Genomic DNA, 12,661 nt, shown 5'->3' on the forward strand with positions numbered 1-12,661 from the left:
CCTGCCGCCCGCCCTTCGTCCGTCTCCCTGTCGAAGTGGCCGGGCCAGTACCCAGCCGGGCCCCGCCCATGCGCCACTTCTTCCGATCATGAGGGGATACCTTGACCCGCGTCCCGTTGGCGGGGCGCCGGGGCAGGCAAGGAACCGTTCATGGACGAGCATCCGCCGCGCACCCCGACCACCGCCGACGGCCGGCTCGGCCGCGCCGCCGACCATCCCGGGATGCGCGACCCGCGCTACCTGGCGCGGCGGCGCTGGTTCGCGCAGCTGGCGCGCGGGCACCGGGTGGGCGACCCGGCGCCGCGCGTGGAGTACCGGCCGGGCGAGCACGCGGTCTGGCGGGCGGTCCGGCGGGCCCTGGAGGACGCGCACCGCGCGCACGCCTGCCGCGAGGTGCTGTCCGCCCGCGAGGCCGTGCGCTTCCCCGCCGACCGCCTCCCGCAGCACGCCGAGGTGGGGGCGCAGCTGCGGCGGCTGACCGGCTTCGACTTCACGCTGGCCGGCGGCGTGGTGGCCAACGAGCGCTTCCTCGGCTCGATGGCCCGCGGGTACTTCCACGCGGTGCAGTTCGTCCGGCATCCGGCGGTGCCGATGTACACGCCGGAGCCGGACCTCATCCACGACGTCTTCGGCCACGGCATCCACCTGGCCGCGCCGGTCTTCGCCGCCGTCTACCGGCTGATCGGCGAGGCCGCGGCGCGGCTGCGCACCGGGCACGCGCTGCAGATCGTCAGCGACCTGTACTGGTACACGCTGGAGTACGGCGTGGTGGAGGACGGCGGCGCGACCAAGGCGTACGGGGCGGCGCTGCTGTCCTCCTACGGCGAGCTCGGCCGCTTCCGCGCCGCCGACGTGCGCGAGCTGGACGTGCCGGCGGTGCTCGCGACGCCCTACGACATCGCGGGCTACCAGCCGGTGCTGTTCCGCGCCCGCAGCCTGGCGCACGTCGCCGACACGCTCGCGGCCTTCCTCGGCGGGCTGGACGACGACACCGCGCTCGCCGCGCGCCCGCCCGCCGCGCCGTGACCCGCCGTGACGGGGCGGCGGGGGCTCCGCCGGCCCCCAAGACCGGCGAGTCCGCGCCGCCCGCCGCAGCAGGGGAGCGGGCAGATCAGCAGGTCGGCGCGACGGCGTCGATCTTGCCGCCGAAGTCGTTGTCGTACACGCTGCGGTAGTCGCCGTCGCGGACGACGCGGGTCTCCTTGCGGTTGGGCACCTGGATCCAGTTGATGAAGCAGCCGTTGGCGCCCGCGCGGAAGGAGGCCACGTTGTCGTGCAGGGCGGGCGGCACGTCCACGTACCCGTTGCCCGGATTCCAGCACCAGGACGCCCCCGTGTAGTTCCGCCCGCTGTAGAGGCAGATGTCGCCCGCCCGCGCGGCCGCGGCGGCGGGGGCCGAGCACAGGGTCAGCGCGGCGAGCGCGGCGGCGGAGGCGGCGGCGATCCGGGTGACGTGCGTCGTCCTCATGGCGGTTCTCCTCGTCATCGATGCCCGGGCGGCGGACGCCGTCCGGCTCGGTCACATCCTGTAGCAGATCGTGCACGCTTCGAATCCGCCGCAGTGGAAGAGATCAGGCACCCGCGGTGGCACAGGAGTGGCCGCCGGGACATAGCGAGCCCCGGACGCCTTCCGCTACGCCACTGACCGTTCCCGTTTTGGACAACGGTATCGCTCGTGAAATCGTCGCCGTATGGACCCTGTCGAGCAGTTGCTGCACCCGGTGCGGCTGCGCATCGTGCACGCCCTGGCCGCGGGCCGCGTCCTGACCACCACGCAGCTCTGCGCCCGCCTGCCCGACGTGCCCAAGGTGACGCTCTACCGCCAGGTCGCGCTGCTCGCCGAAGGCGGCTTCCTGGAGGTGGCGGGCGAGCGGCGGGTACGCGGCGCCGTCGAGCGCAGCTACCGCCTGCGCCGGGACCGGCCCGTCATCGACGCCCGCGCCGCCGCCGGCATGTCGCTCGACGACCACCGCCGGGGCTTCGCCGCCGCCATGGCCGTGCTCATCGCCGAGTTCGGCGCCTACCTCGACCGCGAGGGCGCCGACCCGGTCGCCGACTCGGTGTCCTACCGGCAGGGCACCGTCTGGCTCAGCCCCGCCGAGCTCAAGGACCTGCTCGGCGAACTGCTCACGGTCCTCGCGCCCCGCCTCCGTCAGGGCCCCGGCCCGGAACGGGCGCCGTACCTGCTCAGCGCGATCCTGTTCCCCGGCGCGCCGCCACCGGAGGACACCGGCGGCTGACCCGCGCCGCCCCCTCGTTGCCCTCGCCCCGTCCTGCCCGTACGGTACGGCGCGGGGCGGTCCCGCGTGCTCGCCCCCGTACCCGCCCGGACAGCAGGAGAGGACACCCGTGCCGCACCACAGCAGGCTCTGCCGGATCGTGATCGACGTCGAGGAGCGCCACCACGCCGACGAGCTGGCCTTCTGGCAGGCCGCGACCGGCACCGCGCTGACGCACTACGCCGAGTTCCCCGAGTTCCACGGCGCCCTGCTGGGCAGCGGCGAGTTCGGGCTGCTGCTCCAGCGCTCAGGCGAAGGGCCGGCCCGGGTGCACCTCGACATCCACACCGACGACCTCGACGCCGAGGTGGCCAGGCTGGAGCGGCTGGGCGCCACCCGGGTCCGCCACGTGGAGGACCGCTGGTGGATCATGCGGGACCCGGCGGGCCTGCCGTTCTGCGTCGTCCCCGAGCCGCCGGGCGCCCTCCACGAGGGCAACGCCCAGCGCTGGGACGACCAGGACGCCTGACGCGCGCACCGGGACGGCGGGCGGCGGCGGGCCTATGCTCGGGGGCGGAAGGGAAACGCCCATGGACATCAGCCTCGTGCTCGCAGTCGCCGCCTTCCTCCTCTTCCTGGCCGCGGTCAGCGGGGTCCGGGTGGTCAACCAGGTCGAACGCGGCATCGTCTTCCGCTTCGGCCGGGCACAGCCGCAGGTCCGGCAGCCGGGCCTGCGCTTCCTCATCCCCGTCGCCGACCGCATGCGGAAGGTCAACGTCCAGATCGTCACGATGCCCATCCCGACCCAGGAGGGCATCACCCGCGACAACGTCTCGGTACGGGTGGACGCGGTCGTCTACTTCAAGGTCCAGGACCCGATGCGGGCCGCGATCGAGGTGCAGAACTACCTGTTCGCCGTCGAACAGGTCGCGCAGACGTCGCTGCGCTCCATCATCGGCAAGAGCGAGCTGGACGACCTGCTCACCAACCGCGAGGAGCTGCACAAGGGCCTCGCCCTCATGATCGACAGCCCGGCGCTCGGCTGGGGCATCCACATCGACCGGGTCGAGATCAAGGACGTCCAGCTGCCCGAGCCGATGAAGCGGTCGATGTCCCGGCAGGCCGAGGCCGAGCGCGAGCGCCGCGCCCGGGTGATCGTCGCCGACGGCGAGCTGCAGGCCGCCCGCAAGCTCGCCGACGCCTCGGCCATCATGTCGCGGACCTCGGGGGCGCTGCAGCTCCGCCTGCTGCAGACGGTGGTGGAGGTGGCCGCCGAGAAGAACTCGACGCTGATCATGCCGCTGCCGGTCGAGCTCCTCCGCTTCTTCGACCGCGCCACCCCCGAACCCGCCCCCGCCACCGCGTCCGCCGCTGAGCCCACTACCGAGCCCACTACCGAGCCCACCACCGGGCCTGTCACCGGAGCCGAGTCGGCCGCTCAGGTCCCGCCCGCCCCTGACCGGCTCGCGCTGGGGGAGCCGGGAGCGGGCGAGCGGCCCGCCCTCGCCGAGCCCCGTACCGCCGAACCCCGTACCGCCGAGCCCCGTACCGCCGAGCCCGCTGGGCCGCCGGGTCCGTGACCCTCGCGGGGGCGCGGCTGCGCGACAATGCGTGCTGTGATTGTGGACAAGGCGGTCTACTGCGACGGCGTGCGCGAGACCATCACCGGCGACATCAGCGAAGCCTGGACGGCGGCGCGCGCCAAGGGCGGCGGCTTCCTGTGGATCGGCCTGCACGAGCCCACCCAGGAGGAGTTCGACCTGATCACCAGCGAGGTGGAGCTGCACCCGCTGGCGGTCGAGGACGCCATCAAGGCCCACCAGCGGCCCAAGCTCGAACGCTACGACCACACCCTGTTCGTGGTGCTCAAACCCCTCCTGTACGTCGAGCGGACCTCCGACATCGAGGTCGGCGAGATCAACCTGTTCCTCGGTCGCGACTTCGTCATCAGCGTCCGGCACGGCCAGGCCGACCCGCTGGCGGGGGTGCGGAGGCGCGTCGAGTCCGACCCCGAGCTGCTGGCCGCCGGCCCGGCGGGCGTGCTGTACGCCATCTGCGACCAGGTCGTCGACACCTACTCCGTGGTCTCGCACGAGGTCGAGCACGACCTCATCGCGCTGGAGCGCCGGGTGTTCAGCGGCGAGCACTTCGACGTCACCGCCGACATCTACTCGCTCAAGCGGGAGGTGCTGGAGTTCCGCACCGCGCAGGACCCGCTCATCCCGGTGCTCGAGGAGATCGTCAAGGGCCGGGTGGAGCTGTGCGCGAGCACGCGGGAGCTGTTCCGTGACGTGCTGGACCACCTGCTGCGGGTGGACGGCCAGGTCGACGAGCACAACGAGCTGCTCACCAGCGCGCTGAGCGCCCACCTGGCCCTGGTCGGCAGCGAGCAGAACAAGGTCGCGATGCAGCAGAACGCCGACATGCGCAAGATCTCCTCCTGGGCGGCCCTCATCGCCGTCCCCACCATGATCGCCGGCGTGTACGGCATGAACTTCGACCACATGCCCGAGCTGCACTGGACGTTCGGTTACCCCCTCTGCCTGGCGGTGATGGCCGTCGCCGTGGTCGTCGTGTACCGGCTGCTGCGGAGGAGCGGCTGGCTCTGAGCGGGCCGCGCCCGCCCGGCACCAGGGCGGTGCCCTGCGACTGCAAATCCTGCAATCGGTTGTTGCAGAAATAGTGATGCCACCAGCCAGAACGTCCACCGTCGTTTGCAGTTTTACCGGGACGTATTGACGTTTCGTCCAGGTAACGTCACTGTGCTTGCAACCGGTTGGCGTCCGGTCCGGCCCTTCCCCCCTTCCTGAGCCCCTGGCTCGGCAGCGCCATGCCCGGACAACGCAACGAACGAAGTTCGACGTGCCCAGAACAGCTCCACCCTTCCGGCTCGCGGTCGTGCTGGCCGGTGGTGTGCTGGCCGCGGGCGGCCTGGTCGCCGTGCTCGGCAGCCCCGCCGCCGCCGCACCCGCCGACGGCGCCTACACCCTGGTCAACGCCGGCAGCGGCCTGTGCGCGAGCGTGCCCGGCGCCAGCACCGCCGACGGCGTGCAACTGGCCCAGAACACCTGCACCGGCACCGCCGGCCAGATCTTCACCCTCACCACCACCGGCGCCGGCTACCGCCTCACCGCCGCCCACAGCGGCAAATGCGCCGGCGTCCGCGACGCCTCCACCAGCGCCGGCAAACCCGTCCAGCAGGAAACCTGCACCGGCGCCACCTCCCAGACCTGGCAACTGACCGCCTCCGGCAACGCCTACCGCCTCGTCAACGCCAACGGCGGCAAATGCCTCAACGTCAAGGACAACGCCACCACCACCGGAGCCCCGCTCCAGCAGAACTCCTGCGACTCCGTCGCCACCAAGCAATGGACCCTGCGCCCCGCCGGCGGCACCCCCACCACCACCCCGACCTCGACCCCGACCTCGACCCCGACCGCCACCCCCACCGTCACCCCGACCGGCCCGGCGAGCGGCACCCTGTACGTCGCCCCCAACGGCACCGACGCCGCCGCCGGCACGCAGTCGGACCCGACGACGCTCACCTCGGCGATCACCCGGATCGCCGCCGGCGGCACCATCTACCTGCGCGGCGGCACGTACGCCTTCGCGCAGACGGTCACCATCGCCCCCGGCAACAACGGCACCGCCGCCGCCCGCAAGAAGCTGTCCGCCTACCCCGGCGAGACCCCCGTTCTGAACTTCTCCGCGCAGAGCGAGGACCCGGCCAACCGGGGCCTGGCGGTGAACGGCTCGTACTGGCACGTGTACGGCATCGTCGTCGAGCGCGCCGGCGACAACGGCATCTTCGTCGGCGGCAGCAACAACATCATCGAGCGCACCGTCACCCGCTACAACCGGGACACGGGCCTGCAGCTCTCACGCATCGCCTCCGACACCCCGAACAGCCAGTGGCCGGCCAACAACCTCATGCTGAGCGTGCTCTCGCACGACAACGCCGACTCCGACGGGGAGGACGCCGACGGCTTCGCCGCCAAGCTCACCGTCGGCTCCGGCAACGTCTTCCGCTACGCCGTCTCCCGCAACAACATCGACGACGGCTGGGACCTCTACACCAAGACCGACACCGGCCCCATCGGCCCGGTGACGATCGAGGACTCGCTGTCGTACAACAACGGCACGCTGAGCGACGGCAGCCAGGCCGGCAACGGCGACCGCAACGGCTTCAAGCTCGGCGGCGAGGACATCCCGGTCAACCACGTCATCCGGCGCAACATCGCCTACCACAACGGCAAGCACGGCTTCACCTACAACCGCAACCTCGGCACGATGACGATCAGCGGCAACGTCTCGATCGACAACACCGAGCGCAACTTCTCCTTCGACGGCGGCACCTCGGTGTTCCGCGACAACGTCTCCTGCCGCAGCGGCAGCGGCAGCAACGACAAGATCGTCGGTGACGCCGACAGCTCGAACCAGTTCTGGACCGGCACCAACGGCTCCCGGTGCGCCTCCTACAAGGGCGCGCTGAGCTGGTCGTTCGCCTCCGACGGCCGCCTGGTCGTGACCTTCGGCGGCACCCCGGTAACGCCGTGACCCCTGCCCGCCGCCCGCACTGACCCCCACCACCGCCCGACCACACCGATCGGGCGGTGGTGGTCGTTCGGGCGGTGTCGGTCGTTCGGGCGGTGTCGGTCGTTCGGGCGGGTCGCCCGTTCGGGCGGCTCGGCCGGTCGGGGGGTGTGGGTCCCGTCGGGCGGTGTGGATCGGCCCGCGTGGATCGGTCGGGCGGCGTCCATCGGCCGCAAAACCGGGCCGCATCGAGCGGTGGGGCGGCGTCCACCGGTCGGGCGATGTGGGCCGGTCGGGCGGGGTGGGTCGGCCTGCGTCGGTTGGCCCGCGTCGGTCGGTCGGAGGGCGTCCGTCGGGTCGCGTGCGTCGGGGCGGGCCTTCGGGTCGCGTCGATTGGTCGGAGTGATCGGCCTGGGCCATGGCGCGGGGCTGGTCAGGGTGGGTCAGCAGGGGTGGGGGAGCCGGCGGTGACCGAGCGCAGTTCGGTCATGGTCGCGCGCATGACCTCCCGCAGGTCGGCGTCGCAGGCGGGGTCGTCGGCCCAGCGTTCGAAGGCGACGCGGAAGACCGCCATGCCCGCCTCGGCGGCCAGGCTCGCGGCCGGCTCGGGGACGCCGCGCTCGCGCAAGGCGCCGGCCAGGGCGGCCGACAGCGACGCCAGCTTGATCAGCTCGCGCTCGCGCAGCTCGGCGTGGGCGAGCACGACGGCCTGCCGCCGCCGGGCCCGCTCCCGGCGCTCCTGCAGGATGACCCCAGCCACGTCCAGGGCGGCCGCGATCGCCGCCATGGGCGCGACTGGCTCGGGCGCGGCGGCGACCGCCTCCGTCAGGCGTTCGTGGAGCAGCGTCGACCCGCCGAACAACACCTCGCGCTTGTCGGCGAAGTGGCGGAAGAACGTGCGCTCGGTCAGCCCGGCCCGCCGGGCGATCTCGGCAACTGTCGTCTGCTCGTAGCCGCGCTCGCCGAACAGCTCCAGCGCCGCCTCCTCCAGCCGGCCGCGCGCGTTCGGCTCCCATCGCCCCATGCCTCCCGATCATAGTCGATGTCAGTCGCTGACATCAGACGCGCTATGCTGATGACAGCAACTGACATCACCATCGTCGGAGGTCTCTCATGCGTGTCTTCGTCACCGGCGCGTCCGGCTGGATCGGATCCGCCGTCGTCCCCGAGCTCATCGCGGCGGGGCACCAGGTCACCGGGCTCGCCCGGTCCGAGGCCACGGCGCGCGCCCTCGCCGCCGCCGGGGCCGAGGTCCGCCGCGGCACCCTCGACGACCTCGCCGTGTTGCGCGAGGCGTCCGCCGCCGCCGACGGCGTCATCCACCTGGCCTTCAAGCACGACGTCGCCTTCAGCGGCGACTTCGCGGCGGCCGTCGCCGCGGACCGCCGCGCCGTCGAGGCGATGGGGGAGGGGCTCGCGGGCTCGGGCAAGCCGTTCGTGCTCGCCTCGGGGCTCCTCGGGGTCGCGCCGGGCCGGGTCGCGACCGAGCGGGACCAGCCGGCCGGGGCGCCGGGGTCCGGCCCGTCGGCCCGGATGGAGACGGCGCGGCTGACGCTCTCGCTCGCCGGGAGCGGCGTGCGTACGTCCGTGCTGCGGCTGCCGCCGACCGTGCACGGCGAGGGGGACCCGGGGTTCGTGGCCGCGCTGGTCGGCCTCGCCCGCGACCGGGGCGTCTCCGGATACGCCGGCGACGGCGCGAACCGGTGGCCGGCCGTGCACCGGCTGGACGCCGCGGCCCTGTTCCGGCTGGCGCTGGAGAAGGCCCCGGCGGGCTCGGTGCTGCACGCGGTCGGCGACGAGGGGGTGCCGTTCCGCGCGATCGCCGAGCTGATCGGCCGGCACCTGGGCGTGCCCGCCGCGCCGATCCCGGCGGAGGAGGCCGGTGCGCACTTCACCTGGCTGGCTCCCATGGTCGCCCTCGACAGCCCCGCCTCGGCCGAGGCGACCCGCGAGCTGCTGGGCTGGCGGCCCGTCCGCCCGGGCCTGCTCGACGACCTCGGCGAAGGGCACTACTTCGCGAACGCGAGCAGTGCAATGTCACAGTAGACAGCGAGGCGCCGACGCTCCGGGGGTCCTCCCCGTGGTCCCCGGAGGTGGGCGTCGGCAGGCTTGTTAACCTGGTATTTCACCGTTTATAACGAATTAGGCATCTTGTTGGCTCGCTCTTGGCAGTCGTCCCACCCGCCTCTAGGGTTCAGTGCAATGCCACACAGCACTAGGAGCCCGATAGATGCCCAGCCAGCCCCACCAGGTCGCCGGCGCCGTCCGGACCACGGCGGGAGCGGTCGTCCCGGTGACCGGGGAGCTCGTCACCGGCGGCCTGCTCCGCCAGTGGCAGGAGCGCAACCGCCGGGCCACGATCCCGCACACGATCGACCGGCTGCGCGCCGCGGGCAACCTCGACAACCTGCGCCGCCTGCTCCCCGGTGACGGGGACGCCCCGCCCTACCGCGGCCGGTACCCCTTCCTCGACACCGACCTGTACAAGACCCTCGAAGGGCTCGCCTACGAGCCCGGCGAGCCGGGCGGGCCCGCCGACGAGTTCTTCGACGAGGTCGTCACCCTCCTGGAGCAGGTGCAGGCCCCCGACGGCTACCTCAACTCCTTCTTCCAGGACCCCGCCGCGGGCAAGAAGCCGTGGGAGGACCTGGCCTGGGGCCACGAGCTCTACAACCTCGGCCACCTCGTCCAGGCCGCCGTCGCCGCCGCCCGCCGCAGGGGCGACGAGCGGCTGCTGGCCGTCGCGGTCAGGTTCGCCGACCTGGTCGTCCGGCGCTTCGGCGAGGACGGCGAGGCGGCGGTGTGCGGGCACCCCGAGGTCGAGATGGCGCTGGTCGAGCTGTACCGGCAGACCGGCGAGCGCGCCTACCTGACGCAGGCCCGGCTGTTCGTGGACCGGCGCGGCACGGGAACGCTCCAGCACCGCGTCTTCCCGCCCGACTACTTCCAGGACCACGTCCCGCTGCGCGAGATGCCGACGGTCACCGGCCACGCCGTGCGGATGGCGTACCTGGCCGCCGGCGCGGCCGACGTCGCGATCGAGACCGGCGACCGCGGCCTGCTCGCCGCGCTGGAGCGGCTGTGGGACGACATGGCCGCGACCAAGCTGTACCTCACCGGCGGGCTCGGCAGCCGGCACTCCGACGAGGCCATCGGCGACCGCTACGAGCTGCCCTCCGAGCGCTCCTACAGCGAGACCTGCGCCGCCGTCGCCGTCATGCAGTGGGCCTGGCGGATGTTCGTGGCCACCGGCGGCGCGAAGTACCTCGACGTCTTCGAGCGGGTGCTCTACAACGCCTACGCCGTGGGCCTGTCGGCCGAGGGCACCGCGTTCTTCTACGACAACCCGCTGCAGCGCCGCCCCGACCACGAGCAGCGCAGCGGCGCGGAGACCGGCGGCGAGCCGCTGCGCCGGGCCTGGTTCGGCTGCCCCTGCTGCCCGCCGAACATCGTCCGCTGGACGGCCCAGCTCGGCGACCACCTGGCCGCCGAGCGCGGCGACGCCCTGCTCATCGGCCAGTACACGCGCAGCCGCCTCGGCACCGCCGAGCTCGGCGTCGCCGTCGAGACGGCCTACCCGTGGGACGGCGACGTGCGGGTGCGGGTCGAACGCGCCCCGGACCGCCCGTACGCGATCGTGCTGCGGGTGCCCGGCTGGGCCCGCGAGGTCACGCTGGACGGCGAGCCGGTGACGGCCGTGGACGGCTGGCTCACCGTGGAGCGCCGGTGGACGCCGGGCGACGTGCTGCGCCTGCGCCTGGCCATGCCGGTGCGCGCGCACGTGCCGCACCCGTACGTGGACGCCGCCCGCGGCTCGGTGGCCCTGGCCCGCGGCCCGCTCGTGTACTGCGTCGAGCAGCAGGACGCCCCGGTCCCGGTGGACGACCTGGTGCTCGACCCGGCCCGCGCCACCGGCGCGGCCCTGACCACGGCGGACGAGCCACCGGGAGCGGCCGACCGACCGCCAGGAGCGGCCGGCGACGTGTTGCGGGGCGCGGTCCTGCTGTCCGTCCCGGCGTACGCGGCGCCCCCGCCGCCCGCCGAGCTCTACCCCGAGTTCCCGGCAGAGCTCACCCAGGGGCCCACTCAGGAGCCGGCGGCCGAGGTCGCCGCCACCTTCGTCCCCTACTTCCTGTGGGGCAACCGCAGGCCCGAGGCCATGCGCGTGTGGGTCAGGGCCCAGTAGTCGAATGACCAACCGAAAGAAGGCGAAATGAGGAGATCGGCCGCTCTCGCCGGCGTCGCCGTGCTCACCACGCTGGCGGTCGCCGCGTGCGGCGGCGGCTCGTCGGGCACCCCCACCTCCGGCGCGCCGGGTTCCGGCGCCCCGGCCGCCGCCGCCACCGGCGGCACCGTGCGGGTCCTGCAGGCCGCGGACTACTCCCACCTGGACCCGGTCCGGGGCTGGGACGGCGGCGTCAACAACTTCTACCGGCTCATCTACCGCGGCCTGACCACGTTCGGCGCGGGCCCGGGCAGCGAGGGCACGAAGGTCGTCCCCGACCTCGCCACCGACACCGGCACGTCCTCCGACGGCGACAAGACCTGGACGTTCACCCTCAAGGACGACATCTTCTTCGAGGACGGCACGCCGATCACCAGCGAGGCCGTGAAGTTCGGCTTCTCGCGCGCCTTCGACCCGGAGGCCGGCATCGGCTCGCCGTACGCCAAGCTGCTCCTCGACGCCCCGAAGGACTACAAGGGCCCCTACGTCTCCGGCGACCTCGACACGATCGAGACCCCCGACGCCAAGACGGTCGTCTTCCACCTGAAGAAGCCGTTCGCCGACTTCGCCAGCGCGCTCACGCAGCCGAACTTCACGCCGTTCCCGAAGGGCACCGGCGCGGCCGACGCCTTCGACAGCAAGCCGATCGCCTCCGGGCCGTACAAGGTGGACAGCTACCGGCGCGGCGCCTCGCTCAAGCTGGTGCGCAACCCGCAGTGGAAGGCCGCGACCGACCAGGTGCGCGCCGCCAGGCCGGACGCGTTCGAGTTCACCTTCGGCCTCGACGGCGCCACCATCGACGAGCGCATGCTCGCCGGGCAGGGCGCCGACGCGAACGCGATCGCGGGCGCCATCCAGCCCGCCACCGTCTCGCGCATCCAGGACCCGCGCTACAAGGCGCGCACGCTGTCGGGCTACATGGGCTGCACCACGTACATGAGCCTGAACACCACCAAGAAGCCGCTGGACGACGTGCGGGTGCGCCAGGCGATCAACTACGCCGTCAACAAGGACAACGTGGTCGCCGGCGACGGCGGCACCGCCCTCGCCACCAAGGCCACCGCGATCCAGCCGCCCACGATCACCGGCCGCGCCGACTACGACCTGTATCCCGCCGACGCCGGCAAGGCGCGGCAGCTCCTCACCGAGGCCGGCGTGGGCGGCGGCTTCGAGCTGACGCTCGACGTGCGGCCGGTGGCCCGCCAGCAGGGCATGGCGGTGGCCATCCAGGAGTCGCTGAAGCCGCTCGGCGTCAACGTCAAGATCAACAACATCGACACCTCCACCTTCTACGAGGTCATCGGCACCCCCGCCCGCCAGCACGACGCCGCGCTCACCGGCTGGTGCCCCGACTGGGCGTCCGGCGCGACGTTCCTGCCGCCGCTGTTCGACGGCCGCAACATCTTCGACAAGGGCAACTCCAACCTGGCCCAGCTCGACGACGACGCGATCAACAAGCGCATCGACGAGATCGCCGCCATGACCGACGTGGCCGCCGCCAACGCCGCCTACGGCGAGCTGGACAAGCAGATCATGGAGCTGGCCCCGATCGTGCCCCTGCTGTACGAGAAGAACGTGACCGTGATCGGCGAGAACGTCGCCGGCGCCTACCTCAACGACTCCTACTCCGGCGGCATCGACCTGGTCAGCGTCGGGCTCAAGGACGCGAGCAAGTAGGCACGCC

General features: G+C 72.8%; 11 protein-coding genes. 9 read left to right on the forward strand and 2 right to left on the reverse strand.

The features are described from left to right. Positions 1–150 precede the first annotated feature (150 nt). Complete coding sequence (locus MF672_RS34080; protein ID WP_242383230.1) at positions 151–1,026, forward strand: phenylalanine 4-monooxygenase; 876 nt, start codon at positions 151–153, stop codon at positions 1,024–1,026. An 85-nt stretch (positions 1,027–1,111) separates the two neighbouring features. On the opposite strand, the gene MF672_RS34085 is transcribed toward MF672_RS34080, so the two are convergent. After that, positions 1,112–1,468 (reverse strand): peptidase inhibitor family I36 protein, encoded by a 357-nt coding sequence (locus MF672_RS34085; RefSeq protein WP_242383232.1) that lies wholly within the window; start codon positions 1,466–1,468, stop codon positions 1,112–1,114. 223 nt (positions 1,469–1,691) lie between these two features. Between MF672_RS34085 and MF672_RS34090 the strand changes: the two genes are divergently transcribed. The 5 genes from MF672_RS34090 to MF672_RS34115 all read left to right on the forward strand — a co-directional run bounded on the left by MF672_RS34090 (position 1,692) and on the right by MF672_RS34115 (position 6,776). Then, entirely contained in the window at positions 1,692–2,240 is a 549-nt protein-coding gene (locus MF672_RS34090) for a helix-turn-helix domain-containing protein (RefSeq protein ID WP_242383234.1), read from the forward strand. A gap of 109 nt (positions 2,241–2,349) precedes the next feature. After that, positions 2,350–2,748, forward strand: a complete 399-nt coding sequence (locus MF672_RS34095) for a VOC family protein (RefSeq protein ID WP_242383236.1) — start codon at positions 2,350–2,352, stop codon at positions 2,746–2,748. Positions 2,749–2,809: 61 nt separating this feature from the next. After that, a complete protein-coding gene (locus tag MF672_RS51540) occupies positions 2,810–3,799 on the forward strand; it encodes a slipin family protein (protein ID WP_302893327.1) in 990 nt (329 codons plus the stop codon). Positions 3,800–3,826: 27 nt separating this feature from the next. Then, complete coding sequence (locus MF672_RS34110; RefSeq protein WP_242383239.1) at positions 3,827–4,828, forward strand: magnesium and cobalt transport protein CorA; 1,002 nt, start codon at positions 3,827–3,829, stop codon at positions 4,826–4,828. A 253-nt stretch (positions 4,829–5,081) separates the two neighbouring features. Then, on the forward strand, positions 5,082–6,776 hold the full coding sequence (locus tag MF672_RS34115) for an RICIN domain-containing protein (protein WP_247815557.1): 1,695 nt from the start codon (positions 5,082–5,084) through the stop codon (positions 6,774–6,776). A 409-nt stretch (positions 6,777–7,185) separates the two neighbouring features. Here the strand turns inward: MF672_RS34115 and MF672_RS34120 are convergent, their stop codons facing one another. Continuing rightward, positions 7,186–7,776: a TetR/AcrR family transcriptional regulator gene (locus tag MF672_RS34120; protein ID WP_242381104.1), complete on the reverse strand. Its 591-nt coding sequence runs from the start codon at positions 7,774–7,776 to the stop codon at positions 7,186–7,188. Positions 7,777–7,865: 89 nt separating this feature from the next. Here MF672_RS34120 and MF672_RS34125 point away from each other — a divergent pair, with 89 nt between their 5' ends. From MF672_RS34125 to MF672_RS34135, 3 genes are all read left to right on the forward strand, one after another. Further along, the gene (locus tag MF672_RS34125) at positions 7,866–8,798 is read left to right on the forward strand and encodes an SDR family oxidoreductase (protein ID WP_242381103.1); all 933 of its coding nucleotides are present in this window, start codon (positions 7,866–7,868) and stop codon (positions 8,796–8,798) included. A 184-nt stretch (positions 8,799–8,982) separates the two neighbouring features. Continuing rightward, on the forward strand, positions 8,983–10,938 hold the full coding sequence (locus MF672_RS34130) for a glycoside hydrolase family 127 protein (protein WP_242381102.1): 1,956 nt from the start codon (positions 8,983–8,985) through the stop codon (positions 10,936–10,938). Positions 10,939–10,965: 27 nt separating this feature from the next. After that, the gene (locus tag MF672_RS34135) at positions 10,966–12,654 is read left to right on the forward strand and encodes an ABC transporter substrate-binding protein (protein ID WP_242381101.1); all 1,689 of its coding nucleotides are present in this window, start codon (positions 10,966–10,968) and stop codon (positions 12,652–12,654) included. Positions 12,655–12,661 lie beyond the last annotated feature (7 nt).

The organism is Actinomadura luzonensis, from assembly GCF_022664455.2.
Lineage (GTDB): Bacteria > Actinomycetota > Actinomycetes > Streptosporangiales > Streptosporangiaceae > Nonomuraea > Nonomuraea luzonensis.

What these genes read in the sequence shown, in the direction of transcription:
- MF672_RS34080 (WP_242383230.1), top strand. Translation starts at nt 151, where the DNA reads ATGGACGAGCATCCGCCGCGCACCCCGACCACCGCCGACGGCCGGCTC.
- MF672_RS34085 (WP_242383232.1), bottom strand. Translation starts at nt 1,468, where the DNA reads ATGAGGACGACGCACGTCACCCGGATCGCCGCCGCCTCCGCCGCCGCG.
- MF672_RS34090 (WP_242383234.1), top strand. Translation starts at nt 1,692, where the DNA reads ATGGACCCTGTCGAGCAGTTGCTGCACCCGGTGCGGCTGCGCATCGTG.
- MF672_RS51540 (WP_302893327.1), top strand. Translation starts at nt 2,810, where the DNA reads ATGGACATCAGCCTCGTGCTCGCAGTCGCCGCCTTCCTCCTCTTCCTG.
- MF672_RS34110 (WP_242383239.1), top strand. Translation starts at nt 3,827, where the DNA reads ATGCGTGCTGTGATTGTGGACAAGGCGGTCTACTGCGACGGCGTGCGC.
- MF672_RS34120 (WP_242381104.1), bottom strand. Translation starts at nt 7,776, where the DNA reads ATGGGGCGATGGGAGCCGAACGCGCGCGGCCGGCTGGAGGAGGCGGCG.
- MF672_RS34125 (WP_242381103.1), top strand. Translation starts at nt 7,866, where the DNA reads ATGCGTGTCTTCGTCACCGGCGCGTCCGGCTGGATCGGATCCGCCGTC.
- MF672_RS34130 (WP_242381102.1), top strand. Translation starts at nt 8,983, where the DNA reads ATGCCCAGCCAGCCCCACCAGGTCGCCGGCGCCGTCCGGACCACGGCG.
- MF672_RS34135 (WP_242381101.1), top strand. Translation starts at nt 10,966, where the DNA reads ATGAGGAGATCGGCCGCTCTCGCCGGCGTCGCCGTGCTCACCACGCTG.